Here is a 20,053-nt window from a genome sequence, read left to right on the forward strand (position 1 = left end):
GGGCAAAGCCCCTGAGTCGGGGGGGGATTGGGGGAAGTGGGCCCGCAGATTGGCTAGTGCTTAAACCCCATCCCTACAGGTCCTGCGGCAGGTCCACCAATGTGGCCCGTTCTTACGCCTACTGTTTGCGCCACATCCCGGGCGATGTGCCGAACTGCCTTTTGAACGCCCGACTGAACGCCGCCTCCGACTCATACCCCACCGCAAACCCGATCTGCGCCACATTCCCCCGGCCTTCACGCAGCTGCTGCGCGGCCACGTGCATGCGCCAGAGCGTCAGGTATTGCATCGGCGGTTGCCCGACCAAGGTGGTGAATCGCTCGGCGAACACCGAGCGCGACATGCCCACTTCAACGGCCAAACCTTCCGCCGTCCAGTTTTCGGTCGGGCGGGCGTGGAGCAGGGCCAGGGCGCGGCCGATCTGCGGGTCGCGCAGGCCCGCCAGCCAACCGCGGCGCTCGGCCGGCAGGCTGGCGACGTACTGGCTGACGGCTTCGACGAACAGCAGTTCCGACAGCTTGGCGATCACCGTCGTCGAGCCAATCCGTCCCGCCGCGATCTCGCTGACGGCGAAACGGAACGAGCTTTCGATCCAGGTGCCCGAGGCGGTCGCGCGCAGGTCCAGTTTCAACAACGGTGGCAGCGACGACAGCAACGGACTGAAGGGCGTTTCGGAACCGAGAAAACCGCACAGCAACTGCGTGGCCACTTCGCCGCCTCCGCCGAATCGAATGCGGGAAATGCCACCGACGTCGGGCGGCTGGATGACGTCTTTCACCGGCATCGGGGCGATGCTCAGGTCGCTGCCGAAGGTATGGGTGTGGTTGTGCGGCAGCAGCACCAGTTCGCCGGCCTGCACGTCGATAGCGGTCTCGCCTTCGACCCGGATCTGCATGCAACCGGCGGCGACGAAGTGCGATGCGATGACATGCCGGGGCGCCTGCTGAAAGGGTTTGCAATCCTCTTCCGACATCCGCCCGTTGATGCACCAGGGCGCGGTGAGTTCGGCCTCGAGGAACACCCCTCCAGACAGCCGGATGACACGCAGTACATCGGACAGCGCATCGAGCATTGGCCAGACCTCAGTCTCAGCTCTCGGTTTCGGTTCCGGACGCCGGAGCAGGTATTCCGGCGCATCGGTCATTCAACACCGCAATGGCGAGGCCTAGATTAGCACCAACGCGGAACCGGCGATCCAGGCGCCATCGGCGGCCTTCATCGAGGGTCATTGGCTCCGGCGTTATCGCTAACTGGCACATCCCTATTCGACCAGGCAATCCGGAGATCAATGTGAATACCGTCGTGACCGTACCCAGCTCCTTACTCGGCAAAGCTGCCGCCAATGTCGATCGCTATGCGCAAATGGTCAAAGCATCGAAGAAAGCCGAATGGCAGATCGACCGCGATCTGCTACAGGACCGCCGCTTTGATTTTTCGCGCAAATTCCTCCCCGACGGTCTGTCACAGGTCGACCGTCTGAGCTTTCTCGGCGTCGACGAAGCACGCCTGCTCAGCCAGATCCAGGGGCGCACCTATGCGTATCTGTTCGGCCTGGTCGAGCGTTTCATCAGCGCCAAGATGCTTGATCAGGGCAGGGCCCATGTGTTCGACGATCAGTTGGCGCTGGAGGCGCTGGTGCGTTTCTCCAACGACGAAATCAAGCATCAGGAGCTGTTCCGGCGCATTGAAATCATGATGGGTGAGCAATTGCCGGCCGGCTATCGCCAGGTGGCCGATCCCAACGAGGTGGCCCGTGCGGTACTGGCGGCCAGCAGTTGGTCGGTGCTGGCACTGACCTGCCATATCGAGCTGTTCGTGCAGACCCACTACAGCCAGAGCATCGCCCCGCGCGAAGAGCTGTGCCCGCTGTTCAAGGACGTGTTCAAGTTCCACTGGAAGGATGAAAGCCGGCACGTGGTGCTCGACGAACTGGAGTGGCAGGCCGAACACGCCAAGCTCTCGCCGGCCGAGCGCGACCTGGCAGTGGATGACCTGATTGTCCTGGTGACGGCCGTGGACGGCATCCTGCAGGCCCAGTCGGCGGCGGATACCGAGTACTTCATCCGCAGCGTTTCGCGCACCTTCAGCGCCGATGAACGCGCGCGAATCAGCGATGGCCTGCTGGGGGCCTACCGTTGGCAGTACATCGTCTCCGGCGTGCAGCATGCACACTTCGGCAAGCTGCTGACGAGCATGACGACGCCGGCACAGATGTCGAGGATCCAAGCGGCGCTGGCGCCCATCCTGGAAAGCTGATCCCGCACGCGCGACCGACATTTCATCGGTCGCGCGATTTTTTGTGGGCCGTCGGTCCGGCGTTATCCCAGGTTCCCTGCTATTAATTTAGGGTGCAGGAATGCAAATCTTTCGGGGAGCGTGTCATGAATCCATCCGTGCGTATCGGCATCGTCGACGACCATCCGTTGTTGCGCGAGGGCGTTGCCAATACCTTGAAAAGACGCCCGGACCTTCAGGTGGTGGAGCAGGGCGCGAGTGCGGACGATGCCAGGGAAATCGCCGAACGGGTGAGCCCGAATGTGATGTTGATGGACGTCAATATGCCCGGCGACGTGTTCGCCGCGGTGCGTTTCATCACCACTCAGCTGTCGGATGTGAAAGTGCTGATGCTCACGGTTTCCGAGTCCGAGAACGATGCCTTCCTGGCGCTCGAGGCCGGCGCCAGCGGCTATGTCTTGAAAGGGATCAGCGGGCCGCAACTGGTCGAGGCGATCAGGGCGATTGCCCGGGGCGAAACCTTCATCTCCCCCGAGCTTGCGGACAAACTGCTGAGCAACACCAAAAAGCACGAAGCGCAAATGCCGAAGTTCGATTTGACCCCGCGTGAGGAGGAGGTCATTCGTGAGGTTTCAAAAGGGCTGACCAACCGGGAAGTGGCGAGCAAGCTGCTGATCAGTGAAAAGACCGTCAAGCACCACATGGGCTGCGTGATGCAAAAACTCAATGCGCGAAATCGCGTGGAAGCGGTCACCGTCCTGCGGCGGTATTGGGAGCACGAAGCGGTCGAGCGACTTCGCTTCGCCGCCGAAGAAACCTCCCAGGACGCTGACTAGAGTCGAAATTGCGCATTGACCGACGTGCCGGCGGCGCTGGAGTCAATGCTGAACAACCCTCCCAATGATTCGACGCGATAACGCAAGCCGGCCAGCCCCAGCCGGCTCCTGCCTGATTTATCGAGCTCGAAGGCGTCGTCCGACAGGCCCGGCCCACTGTCCCGGACGCTGATGTTCAGTATCCCGTTGATGTACTTCGCCTGGACCGTCTGACCCTCGCCGTTGGCATGGCGGTAGGCGTTGTTGAGCACTTCCTGCACGAAACGGTACAGGCAGAGCTTGAGCGGCATCGAGGTGACCTTCGGCAGCGTTCCGATGTTCAGGGCCACCTGGGTGCCGGTCCGTTGCTCGTGCCGCTGCGCCACCAGATGCAACTCTTCCACCAGCGTCAGATCGTTGATTTCCGGCAGGGCCAGACCTCGAGACAGATCCCGCACCTCACGCAAGGCGTCGGTGGCCGCGCCGCGAATGGTTTCCATCGACTCCTGATCCACGTTCGAGCAGTTCTCGGCCAGATCGTCGAGGCGGATCAGAATCAGGGTCAACAGCTGCGCCGGGCCGTCGTGCAAGTCCGCGCCGATGCGGCGCAGGGTCAGTTCGTTGACCCGGGAAAACTCCTGGGTCGCCGTGGCCATCTTGCGTTGCAGTTCGGCGTTGCTGATGTGCAGGCGGGTCTGCTCCTGCAAGCGCAGGCGCAGGGCCACCTGCTGGCGCTGGATGATCTTGTCGCCACGGCGCACGATGAAGAACAGCAGCGTCAGCATCGCCAGCGTCGCGGCGCCGACCACCGTCCAGACCTCCTTGCGGATGCGATTGATCTCGACCTTCAGGCTCTCGGCTTTTTCATAGAATTCGCCCACGGCAACGATCTTGCTGGAACCGGCATCGCGCAGGGGCGCGTAAATTTCATAGAGGGGCAGGTCGAGTTTGCGCTCCCACTCGTTCTCGTCCTGGGACGGGTCCTCGACGTCGGTGACCACCCTGCCCTTGAGCGCCTCGCCGACATGCTCCAACGGGAATTTGTGATTGGTAATGGCCTTGTTGGTGCTGTACACCACCGTGCCATCGGCCCGCCAGATCTTGATCGAAACGATGTGCTGCTTGAGCGCATGACTCTGGGTGAGCCGGTCCAGGGCCTGGACACTGGATTCGGAGAGGGTATTGCTGTTACTCATTTCCTGCACAAAGGGCTCCAGAAAGGTCCCCATGTATTGCGCGCCCGCGGCCGCGGCGCTGTTCACCGCGGCATTTTCGATGTTTTCGCTCACCAGATTGCCCACGGAAAACATGGTCAACCCGAGGATCACAGCCGCAATGATCACAAAGCGCGTCGAGTTGCTCAGCTGCCGCGCCCAGAACCGAGCCCCCCAGCTGCCATTTCGATGCTCATCGATCGGAGGGGTGGATTCGAACAGAGGCTCATTGTGATGCGCGATGAACGTCGCGTCTTTTGAGTCGACCTTTGCGTCTTTTGTCATGGGATGGGTTCTCCGCTGCCTCCATTCAAGAAGTGTAGGCTTCTTCACCCCGCATGCCGCGCCCTGTAGTCGCTGCCGAAGGCGCGATCTTTGTTGATGGACTTCAACGCCGACCGAACGCCAACCGCGCCGCAAACAGCACAAAAATCATCCCCGTGGTGCGATCCATCCACTTGATCACGCGCTCGCGTCGCAGAACGCTGGCCAGCGGTTGGGTTGCGCCGATCAGGGTGGCGGACCAGATCAGGCCGAGTACCACGTGAATGCTCACCAGACCGAAGGTCCAGGCGATCAGGTTTTGCCCCTGGGGAATGAATTGGGGGAGGAAGGAGACGTAGAAGATGCCGACCTTGGGATTGAGCACGTTGCCCAGCATGCCCTTGAGGAACCAGTTGGCGTTCGGCTTGCCATCGGTTTCGACGGGGGAGAGCGAGCGGCGAGGGCGCAGCAGCATGTTCAGCCCGAGCCAGGCCAGGTATCCGGCGCCGCAGTACTTGAGCAGGTTGAATGCCAGTTCCGAGACTGCGATCAGGGCGCCCAGGCCAAAGGCGACAGCGGCGCCCCACAGCAGACAGCCGGCATTGATGCCCAGTGCGGCACGAAACGCCTGTTGTCGGCCTTCCACGGTGGCGGTTCTCAGGACCAGGGCGGTGTCCAGGCCGGGAGTCAGGGTCAGTACCGTGGCGGCGAGGGTGAAGGCGAGCAGGCTGTCGAAGATAGACATGGGCGGTGGCTTGCGCGTGAGGATGGCCGCACGGTAGCACATGTCCCGAAGCGTCAAAACACGATCCCTGTATGCGGTGTTCACAAAAGTTTGGTTTCTACGCCGTTTTACGCTGCGCACTTTCCTTGCGTTCAACCACCTTGAACGTCAGTCGCACCAACGTTCCCTTCTGATCAAGACTGCTCAACGTCGCCTCGCCACCAAAGCTCTCCATGATCTGCTTGACCATGATCAGCCCGATGCCGAGCCTGCCGTCCTTGGTCGTGTAGAAGGACTTGAAGGCCGCCATTTCCTGCAGTCTGGACAGTCCGTATCCGGTGTCATGCAGGGTCAGATGCAGCCATTGCTGGGTTTCATCCAGCTCGGCGCGGATGGTCAACGTTCCCCCGCCAGGCATCGCCTCGATGGAATGGGCGATCACGCTGTTGAGAATCTGCGACAGCAGCAGCGGGTTGCTAACTACACGGGGCGTCGGCTCGTTGCTGAAAATCACCTGGATCCTGGATTGACCCAGTTGCGTGGCGAAAGTGCCCAGCGTGGCCTGTACCCCCATCATCGGTTCCACCAGTTCGGCTTCTCCGCGAATCGGTCGCAGGCACAGCAGCAGTTCATGCACCCACTTCGACATCCGGTCCACCTGACTGACGATATCGGCGATGTTCTTGCGCGCGGGCTGACCCTCCGCTTCATCCGCCAGCTCGGCACTGGAGCGAATGCAGGCCAGCGGATTGCGCAGGCTGTGGGCAACCGCCGTGGACATCTCGATCAGCCCCAGGTAAGTCTTGTTGGCCACCAGTTGCGCCTCCTGCGACGCCAGTTGCGCCGACGCCCGTCGCACCATCCAGTACAGCCCGAAGTACAGCAGGACACCGCCCAGCGCCGTGGACAGCCAGATGATCCAGTGGCCGCGCTCGAGCCTTTCGACCAGGTCGGACGGCTCCTTGTAGATTTCCACCATCACCAGCGTGTTGCCCAGGTCGTCCATCAGCGGGATGTAGCTCTCGATGAAGAACGCTTTCGGTGGATGCAAAAACTGCTGCTCGGGGCGCGCTTCTTCAGCCGCGCTGTATTTGGTCGATACACGGTCCTTGGCCTGGAAGGCGGCTTCCAGTGCTTCGTCGTTGAGAAACTGCTTGCCGATCAGCTCGGGATTGGTCGACCAGATCACCGTCCGCTGCGGCGAGTAGAGGCTGATCAGCAAAGAATCGGGCAGGTGCGACAGATGATCGAAAAACTCCGAGCGCGCCCGTAGCCGGTTCTGCGTCAATTCATGGGAAAGCACGCCATACGGAGGCGCCGCCAGCACATCGGCCACCCGCATCCCGGTGAGCCCGTGATGGCGGATCTCGCCGGCGGCGATGGTCTGGATGAATTGCGCTGACAGCAGCGCATCGCGTTCCAGGCTTTCGATCACCAGATACTGGGTCGACACCGTACCCAGGCCAAAGGCGATGATGCTGACGAGAAAAAAACTGATCAGCGAAAACCAGCGCAGAAGATTGAATTGCCGCGTCGGCGCGATGGCGTCGGCGGCTCCCCGGGGCAGGCGATTGAACAGTGCTGAAATGGCAGCCATGGGGAATGTCCTGTCAGTGTTTCGTTTCCCTGTGCAGCAATCAGGGCTTGTACTTCAAGCCTGTAGTTACTGGAGCATGGTTCATGCCAAATCGGCGGCCAGATCCGATGCCAGAGCCGTCAGCCCTTGAGCGAAGGCAGGTGGGCAAAGGAGAGGTTTTGCACCGGGGCGCAATAGCCAGATTTGGGGCAAATTCCCCAGTCCTTGCCCCGAATCCGCAAGCAACCTATCGACCATGCGCCGCATCGGCCAATTGCCCGGCATCGACCCGCACAAACACCGAGTCGCCCACCGCCGTCAGCACCTCGCCGGCGAACACTTCGCAGATCACCCGGGTCTTGCGCCCGACGTCGCCTTCCACTCTGGCCCGCAATGTCAGCGGCACGCCCATGGGGGTGGGTTTGATGAACTTGATGCCCAGATTGCCGGTGACGCAGTTGATGCGTGGCAGGCTGGCGACTTCGCGCTGTTCGGCGCGGTAGTGCCAGGCCATGGCGGTCCAGTTGGAATGGCAGTCCACCAGCATCGCGATCAGGCCGCCGTAGACCAGATCCGGCCAGCCGCAGTACTTGTCCTGCGGCACATGCTCGGCCACGACATGGGTGCCGTCCTCGTGCCAGTAACTCTTGATGTGCAGCCCGTGGGGATTGCTGCCGCCGCAGCCGTAGCAGACGCCGTCGGGGGCTGCCGTGTCTTGAAGGGAGGTGTCGTGGGTGGTCATGCCGGGATCATCCTCGAAAGTGGAAGCCCCGATTGTTAGGCAATTCGCACCATAACGCACCCCCTGTAGCAGCCGGACGCAGGCTTCGCCAGCTGCTACAAAAGCTTCAGCGGCGTGCCGAATGCTGCTGCGGCGCAAGGAAAGCGTCGTGGAAGTAGGTGCGAAACGCCTGCATCGCCGGGCTGAATTCGCGCTCGCGGTGCCAGGCCAGGCCGACGCTCATGGGGGTGACCTTGTCGGTGATGGTCACGGTTTCGATGCGTTTGCCTTCCAGCGACCAGGGGCGGTGCACCAGGTCGGAGAGGATTGCCACGCCGCTGCCGTTGGCCACCATGCTGCGCACCGCTTCCACCGAGCTGGTACGGACTCGCACGTTGGGCTGCTGATGGGCGTGTTCCCAATAGCGCATGGCGCTTTGTTCGGCTTCGTCGACGGTCAGCAGGATGAACGGCTCCCTCGCCACATCGGCAAGGCTCACGGCCGAGCGTTCGCACAGCGGGTGATGGCTGGGCAGCCACAGCCGGCGTTCGGAGTTGAACAGGGTTTCGGAGACGATGTCCGGGTGCGTCAGGTTCGCCGTGAGCACCACCGCCATGTCGAATTCGCCCTCCAGCAGGCCTTGCTCGATGGCCTGGCGTTCCCGTTCGTGGACTTCGATGGCCACGTCCGGGTGCCAGTGTTCCAGGCGTTGCAGATGGTGCGGCAGGAAGTAGCCGATCACCGTGTAGCTGGCCGCCACCCGCAGCAGGCCGCTGGCGCGCACGTCCGGCAGCGGGCTGTTCAGCGCATCGTCGACGCTGCGCAGGATCACGTAGGCCCGATTGAGAAAATGCCGCCCGGCATCGGTCAGGCTCATGCCCTGGGCCGAGCGCTGGAACAGCAGCGTGCCGAGCATGCCCTCCAGCTCCTTGATTGCGGTGGTCACCGCCGACTGGGAAATATTCAAATGGATCGCCGCCTGGGAGATCTGCCCGATCTCGGCGGTGGCGACGAAATAGCGAACCTGGCGCAGGGTCAGTGACATGAAAGCTCCGGTCGACTGGGTATCTGTTTTTCAGAAGCTATCTGATTTTCAGAGCTATCTGTTTTTCAGAAGATGGCCCCTCTGATAATAGATCTTCCCAAGGGGTCGGCTGGAATTTAACGTGGCCTGCATGAAGTCACAAGCGTCAGGAGCAAGCGTCATGCAGGCAGTAGATTTCAATTCGGACATGGGCGAAGGCTTCGGGCCGTGGACCATCGGTGACGGCGTCGACAACGAACTGATGGGCTTCATCAGCTCGGCCAACATCGCCACCGGTTTCCATGCCGGCGACCCCGGCACCATGCGTCGCACGGTCGAGCAGGCCAAACGCCTGGGCGTGGCTGTCGGTGCCCATCCGGGCTTTCGCGACCTGGTCGGTTTCGGCCGTCGCCACATCAATGCGCCGGCCCAGGAGCTGGTGGACGACATGCTCTATCAGCTGGGCGCCCTGCGTGAACTCGCCAAGGTTCAAGGCGTAGCCCTGCAACACATCAAACCCCACGGCGCGCTGTACATGCACCTGGCCCGGGACGAGGAAGCGGCGCGTTTGCTGGTGGAAAACCTGCAGCGCCTGGAGCCCGAGCTGCTGCTGTATTGCATGCCCGACTCGGCGATCTGGCGTATCGCCACGGAACTGGGCCAACCGGTGATCCGCGAGTTCTACGCCGACCGCGAATACGACCTCAGCGGCTCCATCGTCTTCACCCGCAACGTGCGTGCCTACGACCCGGCGCAGGTAGCGGCGCGGGTACTGCGTGCCTGTCAGCAGGGCGTGGTGCGCACCGTGGAGGGCGAAGACCTGTCGATCGAGTTCGATTCCATCTGTTTGCACAGCGATACCCCCGGCGCCCTGGCGCTGGTCGAGGCCACCCGCAAAGCGCTGGACGGCGCGGGGATCAAGGTGCGCGCACCGCGATAACCAACAAGAGCCACCTGGCACGCAGATGCCAGGTATTGCTTAACACACAGATTTTTTTGCCTGCCTTTCTACAACTATTCCAAGAGGAACAGACATGGCGCAGCACACAGTCATCACCCCGTTGCCGGGGACCTTCTACCGCAAAGCCACCCCGGACTCGCCGAACTACGTCGAGGCCGGTGCCCAGGTCAGCGCCGACACGGTGATCGGCCTGATCGAGGTCATGAAGCAGTTTTCCGAACTGACCGCCGGCACGGCAGGGCGCCTGGACGCGTTTCTGGTCGAAGACGGTGATCCGGTGGAGCCGGGTCAGGTCATCGCCACACTCGAAGACGCGTGAGGGCACGACCATGACTCAAGGCATTCATAAATTGCTGATCGCCAACCGCGGCGAGATCGCCGTGCGGATCATCCGCGCCGCGCAAGCGCTGGGGATCCCCACCGTGGCGGCGTGCAGCGAAGCAGACGTCGACTCCCAGGCCGCACGCATGGCCGACGAAGTGCACATCCTCGGCCCGGCCCGCGCCGACAAGAGCTACCTCAATGTCGAGGCGCTGCTCGGCGCCCTGAAGGCCACCGGCGCCAACGCGGTGCACCCAGGCTACGGCTTTCTCTCGGAGAACGCCGAATTCGCCGAAGCGGTGCAAGCCGCCGGGGCGATTTTCGTCGGTCCAAGCCCCGAGACCATCCGGCGCATGGGCGACAAGGCCGAAGCCCGGCGCACCGCGCAAGCGGCGGGTGTGCCGGTGGTGCCCGGCTCCCCGGATGAACTGTTCGATGTGGCGTCGGCGCTCAAAGCCGCCGAATCCGTCGGTTTCCCGCTGCTGATCAAGGCCTCGGCCGGTGGCGGCGGGCGCGGGATTCGCCTGGCGGAAAACCCGCAGCAGCTGAGCGAAGAATTCCCCCGCTCCCAGCGCGAAGCCCAGGCCGCCTTCGGCAACGGCGCGGTGTATCTGGAGCGTTTCATCGGCAAGGCCCGGCACATCGAAGTGCAGGTGCTGGGCGATGGCAAGCATGCGGTGCATCTGTTCGAGCGTGAATGTTCGCTGCAGCGCCGCCGGCAGAAGATCTTCGAGGAGGCACCGTCGCCGGTCCTCGACACGCAGCAGCGCGAGATCCTCTGCGCGAGTGCCGTGCGCCTGACCGAGGCCCTGGGCTATCAGGGCGCGGGGACCCTTGAGTATCTGTACGACGACGCCACCGGCGAGTTTTTCTTCATCGAGATGAACACGCGGATCCAGGTGGAACACCCGGTCAGCGAGCTGATCACCGGTATCGATCTGGTCCAGGCCATGTTGCGCATCGCCGGTGGCGAACCGCTGGGCCTCAAGCAAAGCGATATCCGGCTCAACGGTGCCGCCCTGCAAATGCGCCTGAACGCCGAAGACCCGGCCCGGGATTTCTTCCCCAGCCCGGGTCTTGTGCAAGCGCTGAACTGGCCGCAAGGCGAGGGTGTGCGCGTCGACAGCCATCTGTATGAAGGCTACCGGGTGCCGCCATACTATGACTCGCTGCTGGCCAAGCTGATCGTCCATGGCAGCGATCGCGCCGAGGCTCTGGCCCGGGCACGACTGGCCGTGGAGCAGACCACGCTCACCGGCATGGCCAGCACCCTGGCTCTGCACGGCGAGCTGTTGGAGCAACCCTGGTTGCACACCGCCGACTTCCACACCGGCACTTTGGAAACCTGGCTGGCCGAGCGCCGCAGCGGAGGTGAAGCATGAGCAGTCCGATTCGCTACAGCTTTGGCGCCGACGAACACCTGTTTGCCGAAGTCAGCGACAGCATGTCCCTGGAAGCCTTCTTCAAGGGCATGGCGGTCACCCGTGCGGTGGAGCGTTTGGCGCTGGATGGCGTGCTCGACGTGTGCCTGGCCAATGCTTCGTTCCAGATCCGTTTCGACCCGGACCGCATCGCCCCGGCCGATCTGCTTGAAGCGGTGAAGGGCGCCGAAGCCGAGGCCGTGGCCGAGCGTACCTTGCACACCCGGATCATCGAAATCCCGGTGCTCTACAACGATCCCTGGACCCACGAAACCCTGATGCGCTTTCGCGACCGCCATCAGGACCCGAGCGCCACAGACCTGGAATACGCCGCACGGATCAACGGCCTGGCCGACGTCGAGGCGTTCATCGCCGCCCACAGTGGTGCGCCGTGGTTCGTCTCGATGGTGGGCTTCGTGGCGGGCCTGCCGTTCATGTTCCAGATGGTCGAGCGAGAACGCCAGTTGCAGGTGCCCAAATACCTGCGGCCGCGCACCGACACGCCGAAACTGACCCTGGGCCATGGCGGCTGCTTCGGTTGCATCTACTCGGTGCGTGGCGCCGGTGGCTACCAGATGTTCGGCGTCACCCCGGCACCGATCTATGACCCGCAGCAGAACCTGGCGTACCTGAAGGAGCACATGGTGTTCTTCCGTCCCGGCGACATCGTGCAGTTCAAGCCGATGGACCGCGAGGCATATGACCAGGCGGTGGCCGAAGTCGAGGCGGGGCGTTTCGATCTGCGCATCCGTCCGGTGGAATTCTCGCTCGATGCGTTCCTCGCCGACCCGATCGGCTATCCCAAGTCGCTGCAGGAGGTGCTGGCATGATCAAGGTACTCAAACCCGGTCTGGCCACCTCGGTACAGGACCTTGGCCGCGAAGGCTATTACCACCTGGGCATCCCGCCTTCCGGAGCGCTGGACCAGTACGCCTTGAGCGCGGCCAACCAACTGGTGGGCAACCCGGCCAATTCGGCGGCGCTGGAGTGCACGCTGCTGGGGCCGGAGCTGGAATTTACAGAGGACGCGCTGGTGGCGGTGTGCGGTGCGCACATGACGCCGAAGGTCGATGGCGTGGACATGCACCTGGACACCGCCTTCGAGGTGAAGGCCGGGCAAGTGCTGCGTTTCGATTTCCCCAAGGCGGGCGCCCGGGCTTATCTGGCGTTGGCCGGCGGCATCGATGTGCCGGTGGTGCTCGGCAGCCGTTCCACCTATGCACTGGGGGCGCTGGGCGGTTTTCAGGGGCGCAGGCTGGCGGTCGGTGACGAACTGCCGGTGGGCGTCGCCAGCGGCAAGGGCCGCGTCGGGGCGAGTCTGCCCATGGCGCTGCGTCAGTCGCTGGGCGGGGAGATCACCCTGCGGGTGGTGCCGGGGCTGTACTACGACCGCTTGACCCCAGCGGCGGCGGACAGCTTTTTCGCCCAAGCCTGGACCGTCGGCTCGGAAGCGGATCGCATCGGCTATCGCTTCAAGGGCGGCAGCCCGCTGAGCTTTCAGCCTCGCGAGCAGCCGTTCGGTGCCGGTTCCGATCCTTCGAACATCGTCGACAGCTGCTACCCGATCGGCTCGATCCAGGTGCCGGCAGGTCTGGAGCCCATCGTGCTGCACCGCGATGCGGTGTCCGGTGGCGGCTACGCGATGATCGGCACGGTGATCAGCGCCGACCTCGACCTGATCGGCCAGATGCAACCCAACCAGAAGGCCCGCTTCGTCGCGGTGACCCTGGAAGAGGCACTGGAAGCCCGACGCTCCTACAAGAAAAAACTCAGCTGCCTGAGCAAGCTGTTCCCTTCCTGATGCTGCCCGCCGCACGGCGCGGGTAAAGCCAAAAGGCAAGCCAACGCCGCACTTCGGTGCGGTGGCGGCTGCCCGCGCTTCAACCTTGGACTGGTTTTGGAGATCACGCATATGGCTGCTTTATCGCAATCGAGTCAAACCGGGCAGGACCCGGCCAATCACCCCGTTCCAACTCAATCGCGCATGGGTCGACTGTCGCTGACCATGGCCTGGTGGGCGGTGTGCAGCGCGATGTTCTACATCGTGGTCGGCGCCTCCCTGGCGCTGTCCTACGGCGCGCGCAATGCGCTGATCGGCATGGTGTTGTCGGTGATCAGCTACGGGCTGGTCAACAGTGTGCTCAGCCGCTTCGCGGTGCGCAGCGGCTTGTCGGTGGCGTTGTTCTCGCGACTGCTGTTCGGCAGCACCGGTGCGTGCCTGGCGACGTTGATCTTCTTCTCCACGGCGATCTACTACGCGGTGTTCGAGGGCTCGGTGATCGCCGTGGCGCTCAATCACCTGTACCCGGAGATGGTGTATCCGCTGGCCGCGCTGCTGGTGGTGCTGTACAGCGTGCCGATGATCCTGGGCAGCGTGCAGCACTGGCTGGACAAGCTCAATGGCGTGCTGCTGCCGGTGTACCTCGGCGGCCTGCTGGTGGCGGTGGGCTTGTCGATCAGCCGTTACGGCTACCAGCCGCAATGGCTGGATTTCGGTCCGGCGACACCCGCCGCGTTCGGCTGGTGGGATTGCTTCGTGGCCTACATGGGCGTGTGGATCCTGATGCTGTTCACCTTCGACTACGCCCGCTTCGGCAAACCCGAAGACGCCGAGTACCACGGTCGCTGGAACTTCGGCATGCCGTTCTACATGGTGACCTTCCTGCTCAATGGCGCGGCGGGCATCTACCTGGTCAGCAGCATTCCCCACGAAGGCGCGCTGAACGAGGTGTCGGTGGTCATGGCGATCCTGCAGTTGATGGGCCTGTGGGGGCTGCTGTTCGTCTGGGCCACGCAAACCCGTATCAACACCGCCAACTACTACCTGGCGACCCTGAACATGCAGGCCTTCTTCGCCCGTTTCGGCTTGCGTGCCTCGTACCTGGTGTGGGCGCTGGCGGTGGGTGTGATCGTCTACGGGCTGATGCTGGCGGACGTGTTTGCCTACCTGCTCAAGGCGCTGGCCTATCAGGGGATCTTCGTGGTGGCCTGGGTGGGCGTGGCGTTGGCGCAGATTGTCTATGGACGCTATGACGCCGGAGCGCTGGAGCGGGTGTCGGCGTTCAATCCGGTGGGGCTGAGTGCGTGGTTTGGTGGTACGGCGCTGGGGCTGGCGCTGATGTTTTCGGCTGGTGGCTTGAGCAGCTTTTCCGCGCCGGCGACGGTGGTGGTGGCTTTTGTGTTGCAGGCAGGGTTGGCGCGTCGGGGGCGGGTGCAGGTGGGGGTGGTGCAGTAGCTCCAGGCACATATTTGTGTGAAAGGAAGTGCCTGTGGCGAGGGATAAACCCCCTCGCCACAGTGTGTTTATCGCAGACCAATCGCCAAATCGATCACTCCAGCGGCTTGCCCGCCGTCTCCCTGACCATCACCAGCCCAATCAGGGTCAGGCTCACACACAACATCACGTACAGCGCCGGCGCGTTGTTGTTGCCGGTCAGGCCGATCAGGCCGGTGGCGAAGAACTGGGCGAAGCCGCCGAATACCGATACGCCCAGGCAGTAGACGATCGACAGGCCGCTGGCGCGGATCGCTCGCGGGAACAGTTCGGTGATCAGCACCAGTGTCGGCACGGTGATCAACACCAGCAGCAGTGTGGTGAACAGCGATACACCGAGCAGTGTGCCCAGCGTCGGGTACTGGTTCATCAGCATGAAGGCCGGATAGATCAGCAACAGCATAGGGATCGCACCCAGGGCGATGGTGCGGCGGCGGCCAATGCGGTCGCTCAGGCGGCCGGCCCAGATCGACAGACTGATCTGCACCAGTGCGCCAAGACACGCGGCGGTGGTGCCCATCTTCATCGGCAGGTGCAGCACCGTGACCGTGTAGTTGGTCATGTAGTCCAGCACGATGTAGCTCGATGCCGTGCTGCCGATCACCAGCAGCACACCGGTCAGGACGGTGCGCGCGTAGCGGGTGAAGATCAGGCGCAGGCTGAAGGTCGCGTCGTGGCTCTCGGTGCTGCCGGTTTCGTTCAGGTGGCGACGGATGTAGACGCCCACCGGAATCACCAGAATCCCCAGCACGAACGGCAGGCGCCAACCCCAGCTGTCCAGCGCTTCGGCGGACAGGGAGGAGCTGAGGGCCAGGGCCACCAGCGCGCCGAGCAGGAAGCTCAATCCCTGGCTGAACAACTGCCAGCTGCCATAGAAGCCGCGACTCTTGTCGTCGGCGTACTCCATCAGCATCGCCGTGGAAGCACCGACTTCACCGCCGATGGCAAAGCCCTGGATCAGTCGCGCCAGGACGATGATCACCGGCGCGGCGATGCCGATCTGCGCGTAGGTCGGGGCGATGGCGAACAGCAGCGAGCCCAGGGCCATCAGCCACAGGGTCAGCATCATCGCCGGCTTGCGCCCGACCCGGTCGGCGTAGGCGCCCAGCACCAGGCCGCCGATGGGGCGCATGCCGAAGCCGACGCCGAAGGTCGCCAATGACAGCAACAGTTGCCCGAGGCTGCTTTCCACCGGGAAAAACTGCCGGCCGATCAGCGTTGCGAAAAAGCTGTAGACGGAAAAATCGTAGAACTCCAGGCCCGAGCCGATAGTGATGGCGGCGATGGCGCGGGCGCCGATCGGGCGCCTTGTCGCAACGGCATTCGAGACAGGGATAGCGTTGGTAGCGGGAGCAGACATGGGGCGAACTCCAGAGGGCGAGGGCGATACCGGGTTGTCGGGGGTGAATCAGACCAGGAAGCTTTCCACCAGCCGTACCCAGTAACTGGCGCCCGTGGCCAGGCAGCTGTCGTTGAAGTCGTAGCCGGGGTTATGCACCATGCAGCCGCCTTCGCCGTCACCATTACCGATCAGCAGGTAGCAGCCGGGGCAACGCTCGAGCATCACCGCGAAATCCTCGCTGCCGGTCAGCGGTTTCATGTCCTTGATCAGGCCGTCCTCGCCGACCCATTCCAGCGCCACCTGGCGCGCAAAGGCGGTGCTTTGCGCGTGATTGATCAATGGCGGGAAGCGTTGCGCTTCGTCGACAGTGACGGTGGCCCGTGCGCCGAAACTCACGGCCTGGGCTTCGGCGACGGCGGTGATGCGGGCGATCAGTTCATCGCGCACCTTTGGTTTGAGGGCTCGCACGCTCAACTGCAGCTCGGCGTGATCGGGAATCACGTTGGCGGCGATCCCGGCATGGAAGGCGCCGACCGTCACCACGCCGGTGTCCAGCGGGTCGACGTTGCGCGCCACGATGCTCTGCAACGCCACCACGATGGACGAGCCCGCCAGCACCGGATCGACCGCCTTGTGCGGCATCGCGCCGTGACCGCCGACGCCGTCGATGCGTATGGTCACGGTGTCGGTGGAGGCCATGAACGGGCCCGGCAGGAAGCCCAGTTTGCCCACCGGCAGTCCCGGCATGTTGTGCATCGCGAACACCGCATCGCAGGGGAACTGCTCGAACAGCCCGTCATCGAGCATGCGTTGCGCGCCGCCGTCGCCTTCCTCGGCGGGTTGGAAAATCACCACCAGCGCGCCGTCGAACTCGCGGCTCTCGGCCAGGTATTTGGCCGCTGCCAGCAACATCGCGGTGTGGCCGTCGTGACCGCAGGCGTGCATCACACCTTCATGGCGGCTGGAGTAGGGCAGGCCGGTGTTCTCGATGATCGGCAGCGCATCCATGTCCGCGCGCAGGCCGATCATCTTGCTGCCCTGGCCATGGCGCAGCAGCCCGACCACGCCGGTGCCGCCCAGGCCACGGTGCACTTCGTAGCCCCATTCGCCGAGTTTGCTCGCCACCAGATCGGCGGTGGCGAACTCCTCGAAGCTCAGCTCCGGATGGGCGTGGATGTGCTGACGCAGGGCGATCATCTCTTCTTCGAGCGCACGAATACCGGGCAGCGCAGGCAGGTTGAGCATCATAAATTCCTCGTTTTTATTGGTCGTTTTCGGATGGCCGACTGATACCCTGCGATCCTAATCAGTTGGCGAAAGCCGCGGCAGTCGCAAAAAAGCGGGGCTGAAAACCCAGGGTTTACACCCCAGGCGTCAGGAGGAAATGATGAAGCTGCATCAATTGCGCGCGCTGGTGATGATTGCCGACTGTGGCAGCATCCGCGCGGCGGCGCGGCAACTGGACGTGTCGCAGACGGCGGTGGCCAAGGCCCTGCGCGAGCTGGAGGAGCAACTGCAATTGCCGCTGCTGGTGCGCAACGCCAGCGGGGTGGTGCTGACCCAGTACGGTCAGTCGCTGTTGCAGCATGCGCGGCAGGTGCTCAGCCAGCTGGAACGTGCCGAACTGGAACTGGCGCACCTGAGCGATCAGGCTCAGGGGCATTTGCGTCTGGGCATCTCGCCGTGGATGGGCATGACCTTGCTGCCGGAGGTGGTGACGCTGTTCCGCCAGCGCATGCCGCGGGTGCGCCTGGAAGTGTTCGAAGGGCTGATGGCGGTGACTTTGCCGCGCTTGCGTGACGGCACCATGGAGTTCGCGGTGGGGCTGGTTTCGTCGCTGCTGCCGCGTCCGGAGTTCGTCAGCGAGCCGATTTTTTCCTATTCCATGGCCGTGGTCGCCCGCCGGGGGCATCCTCGCATCGCCAGCCGTTCCATCCACGAACTGCTCGATCAGGACTGGGTGGTCAATTACCCCGATGCCAGTCACGAAGGCCTGATGACAGAGCTGTTCTGGCAGCACGGCGCGCAGATCGACATGCAGCATATCCATCGCGCGCACTCGCCGCAGCTGACGCTGTCGTTGATCGAGCAGACCGACATGCTCAGCTATTTTCCCGAGCCGATGTTGACTGTGCCGATCTATCGCGAGCGTGTGGCTCGGTTGGAGCTGGTCGAGCGTTTTGCGACGGACACCATTGGCATCGTCACGCCGCGCAATGCGCAGTTGGGGGTGGCGGCGCAGTGTTTTGTGGATTGTCTGTTGCAGGTGATTCGTCGGCGGGCGCGGTCGGCGAGGGTGGAGGATGTGGAGTTGTTCGATACGCTGCAGTTGTTGATCTGAGAAGACAACGAATTGCCAGGCAATGAAGACTTTGTGGCGAGGGGGCTTGTCGAAACGTCGCCACAGATAAATCCCCTCACCACAGGTATGCCAACTGGCTGGTTGTTCAGACCGGCTGCTCAACCCTGCGATGCAACCACCGCGCCTCGCTCTGCAACTCCAGCACCTGCCAATGAAACCGCTCCAGCGACGCGTTATGCCCGACGCTGATCAGAATCGTCTCCGGCAACGTCTGCTTCAGCAACTGATAACACCGCGCCTCGTTCGCCGCATCCAGCGCCGAACTGCTCTCGTCGAGAAACAGCACCGCAGGCCGGGCGAGCAGGGCGCGGACGAAGGCGCAGCGTTGCTGTTCGCCGACGCTCAGGGTCTGCGACCAGTCGTGTTCCTGATCCAGCTGTTCGCTCAGGTGTTGCAGGCCGATTTGCTGCATGGTCTGGCGCAGGGCGGCGTCGGCTTCGCGATCCGGCGGGTTGGGGTACCACAGGGCTTCGCGCAGGCTGCCCAGGGGCAGGTAGGGTTTTTGCGAGAGGGTCAGGGCGCGACTTCGGTCGTAGCTTGCGCAGCCGCTGGCGTGGGGCCAGAGCCCGGTGACCGTGCGAATGAAGGTCGACTTGCCGTAGCCCGACGGCGCGCTGATCAGCAGGCTGTCGCCGGGCTTGAGGGAAAGGTTGAAGCCGTCGAACAGGCGGCGGCCGTTGGGCAGCCAGATGTCCAGATCCTTGATCTCCAGGCCTTCGACCTGATGACCGGCGACCACATTGGACTGCACCTGGACCTTGTCGAGCCGCTCCTGGAAACCGATCAACCGATCGATCACCGATTTCCACGCCGACAGTTCCGGGAACACTTCCACCAGATAGGCGATGGCCGAGTGCACTTCGCCGAAAGCGGCGCTGATCTGGGTCAGGCGACCCAAGGGGAAGGCGCCGGCGAAGAACTGCGGCGCCATGATGAACATCGGGATGACCGTGGCGCTGCGCAGGTAGAAGGTCGAGTAGCCCATGATCAGCTTCTGCTTTTTCACCAGCGCCCAGAAGTTCACCAGCGCCGCTTCCAGACGCTGGTTGAACCGTTCGTTCTCCACCGCTTCGCCGTTGTACAGGGCCACCGAGTCGGCGTTCTCCCGCAGGCGCATCAACGAGAAACGAAAGTCCGCTTCGCGCCGCTGTTGCAGGAAGTTCAGTCGCGGCAAGGCTCGACCCAGCCAGAACGCCAGTCCGGTGCCGGCCAGCGCATAGACAATCGCGATCCACACCAGCAGCCCCGGAATGACCACCGAATCACCGGCGAACGGCACGCTGACCAGGGCCGAAGCCTGCCAGATGATGTGCAGGAAGGAGAACAGCGAGACCACCGAGGTCAAAAGGCCCAGGGTCAGTTTCAGCGATTTGACGATGAACAGATCGATGTCTTCGGCGATCCGCTGGTCGGGGTTGTCGACTTCGGTTTCGGTCAGTTTGAGCTTCTGGTAACGCTGGCTGCCCAGCCATTGCTCGAGCAGGTTGTGGGTAGCCCAGCGACGCCAGCGCAACGTCAGCTTCTGCTGGAAGTGAAACGCGGCGACGGTAAAGGTGGCGGTGCCGATCTGCAGCAGGATGAACTGCACGCTGCCGACGATAAAGCCCTGGTAATCCAGAGCCTGCAAGGCGTTGTAGAAGTGCAGGTTCCAGAAGTTGGTCAGGATGTTGACCCCCACCAGGCACAGGGTCATCACCACCGTGGCCACCAGCAACAGCAACGCCGGGTACTTTTCTTCCGAGGCCCAGAAAGGCCCTGCGAGACGCCAGAAATTGCGGAGAGTTTGCATGAGGTCGTGA

Annotated in this window: 18 protein-coding genes; 9 read left to right on the plus strand and 9 right to left on the minus strand. The window is 63.1% G+C overall.

Annotation, left to right across the window (positions count from 1 at the left end; genetic code table 11):
* Positions 1 to 118 precede the first annotated feature (118 nt).
* A complete protein-coding gene (locus HNO86_RS27545; RefSeq protein ID WP_175380102.1) occupies positions 119 to 1,072 on the minus strand; it encodes an AraC family transcriptional regulator in 954 nt (317 codons plus the stop codon).
* Between the two features lie 218 nt (positions 1,073 to 1,290).
* Between HNO86_RS27545 and HNO86_RS27550 the strand changes: the two genes are divergently transcribed.
* Complete coding sequence (locus tag HNO86_RS27550; RefSeq protein WP_175380083.1) at positions 1,291 to 2,256, plus strand: diiron oxygenase; 966 nt, start codon at positions 1,291 to 1,293, stop codon at positions 2,254 to 2,256.
* Positions 2,257 to 2,381: 125 nt separating this feature from the next.
* Positions 2,382 to 3,071: a response regulator transcription factor gene (locus HNO86_RS27555; RefSeq protein WP_175380084.1), complete on the plus strand. Its 690-nt coding sequence runs from the start codon at positions 2,382 to 2,384 to the stop codon at positions 3,069 to 3,071.
* Here HNO86_RS27555 and HNO86_RS27560 read toward each other — a convergent pair.
* The 5 genes from HNO86_RS27560 to HNO86_RS27580 all read right to left on the minus strand — a co-directional run bounded on the left by HNO86_RS27560 (position 3,068) and on the right by HNO86_RS27580 (position 8,594).
* Complete coding sequence (locus HNO86_RS27560; protein ID WP_175380085.1) at positions 3,068 to 4,549, minus strand: sensor histidine kinase; 1,482 nt, start codon at positions 4,547 to 4,549, stop codon at positions 3,068 to 3,070. The genes HNO86_RS27555 and HNO86_RS27560 overlap by 4 nt on opposite strands.
* Positions 4,550 to 4,652: 103 nt before the next feature.
* Positions 4,653 to 5,273 carry a LysE family translocator gene (locus HNO86_RS27565; protein WP_175380086.1) on the minus strand — a complete coding sequence of 207 codons (621 nt, stop codon included), beginning with the start codon at positions 5,271 to 5,273 and terminating at the stop codon, positions 4,653 to 4,655.
* A gap of 97 nt (positions 5,274 to 5,370) precedes the next feature.
* Entirely contained in the window at positions 5,371 to 6,849 is a 1,479-nt protein-coding gene (locus HNO86_RS27570) for a HAMP domain-containing sensor histidine kinase (RefSeq protein ID WP_175380087.1), read from the minus strand.
* A 226-nt stretch (positions 6,850 to 7,075) separates the two neighbouring features.
* Entirely contained in the window at positions 7,076 to 7,570 is a 495-nt protein-coding gene (locus HNO86_RS27575) for a PaaI family thioesterase (RefSeq protein ID WP_175380088.1), read from the minus strand.
* A 106-nt stretch (positions 7,571 to 7,676) separates the two neighbouring features.
* On the minus strand, positions 7,677 to 8,594 hold the full coding sequence (locus HNO86_RS27580; protein ID WP_175380089.1) for a LysR family transcriptional regulator: 918 nt from the start codon (positions 8,592 to 8,594) through the stop codon (positions 7,677 to 7,679).
* Positions 8,595 to 8,754: 160 nt separating this feature from the next.
* On the opposite strand from HNO86_RS27580, the gene HNO86_RS27585 reads away from it, so the two are divergent.
* The 6 genes from HNO86_RS27585 (at position 8,755) to HNO86_RS27610 (ending at position 14,511) form a co-directional block, all read left to right on the plus strand.
* Positions 8,755 to 9,513 carry a 5-oxoprolinase subunit PxpA gene (locus HNO86_RS27585; protein WP_175380090.1) on the plus strand — a complete coding sequence of 253 codons (759 nt, stop codon included), beginning with the start codon at positions 8,755 to 8,757 and terminating at the stop codon, positions 9,511 to 9,513.
* 94 nt (positions 9,514 to 9,607) lie between these two features.
* Positions 9,608 to 9,853, plus strand: a complete 246-nt coding sequence (locus tag HNO86_RS27590) for an acetyl-CoA carboxylase (protein WP_046855294.1) — start codon at positions 9,608 to 9,610, stop codon at positions 9,851 to 9,853.
* Positions 9,854 to 9,863: 10 nt separating this feature from the next.
* Positions 9,864 to 11,237, plus strand: a complete 1,374-nt coding sequence (locus HNO86_RS27595) for an acetyl-CoA carboxylase biotin carboxylase subunit (protein ID WP_175380091.1) — start codon at positions 9,864 to 9,866, stop codon at positions 11,235 to 11,237.
* Positions 11,234 to 12,106: an allophanate hydrolase subunit 1 gene (locus tag HNO86_RS27600; protein WP_175380092.1), complete on the plus strand. Its 873-nt coding sequence runs from the start codon at positions 11,234 to 11,236 to the stop codon at positions 12,104 to 12,106. Before HNO86_RS27595 ends, HNO86_RS27600 begins: the two co-directional genes overlap by 4 nt.
* Entirely contained in the window at positions 12,103 to 13,077 is a 975-nt protein-coding gene (locus tag HNO86_RS27605) for a biotin-dependent carboxyltransferase family protein (protein ID WP_175380093.1), read from the plus strand. The genes HNO86_RS27600 and HNO86_RS27605 overlap by 4 nt, the downstream gene beginning before the upstream one ends.
* A gap of 111 nt (positions 13,078 to 13,188) precedes the next feature.
* Positions 13,189 to 14,511, plus strand: coding sequence for a cytosine permease (locus HNO86_RS27610; RefSeq protein WP_175380094.1), 1,323 nt, complete (start codon positions 13,189 to 13,191; stop codon positions 14,509 to 14,511).
* A gap of 94 nt (positions 14,512 to 14,605) precedes the next feature.
* On the opposite strand, the gene HNO86_RS27615 is transcribed toward HNO86_RS27610, so the two are convergent.
* Entirely contained in the window at positions 14,606 to 15,910 is a 1,305-nt protein-coding gene (locus tag HNO86_RS27615) for an MFS transporter (protein ID WP_178131353.1), read from the minus strand.
* 48 nt (positions 15,911 to 15,958) lie between these two features.
* Positions 15,959 to 17,137 carry a M20 aminoacylase family protein gene (locus HNO86_RS27620; RefSeq protein ID WP_175380095.1) on the minus strand — a complete coding sequence of 393 codons (1,179 nt, stop codon included), beginning with the start codon at positions 17,135 to 17,137 and terminating at the stop codon, positions 15,959 to 15,961.
* Between the two features lie 142 nt (positions 17,138 to 17,279).
* On the opposite strand from HNO86_RS27620, the gene HNO86_RS27625 reads away from it, so the two are divergent.
* Positions 17,280 to 18,233, plus strand: a complete 954-nt coding sequence (locus HNO86_RS27625; protein ID WP_175380096.1) for a LysR substrate-binding domain-containing protein — start codon at positions 17,280 to 17,282, stop codon at positions 18,231 to 18,233.
* 106 nt (positions 18,234 to 18,339) lie between these two features.
* Here the strand turns inward: HNO86_RS27625 and HNO86_RS27630 are convergent, their stop codons facing one another.
* Positions 18,340 to 20,043: an ABC transporter ATP-binding protein/permease gene (locus HNO86_RS27630; RefSeq protein ID WP_175380097.1), complete on the minus strand. Its 1,704-nt coding sequence runs from the start codon at positions 20,041 to 20,043 to the stop codon at positions 18,340 to 18,342.
* Positions 20,044 to 20,053: the final 10 nt, after the last annotated feature.

Source organism: Pseudomonas sp. C1C7 (assembly GCF_013359595.1).
GTDB lineage: Bacteria > Pseudomonadota > Gammaproteobacteria > Pseudomonadales > Pseudomonadaceae > Aquipseudomonas.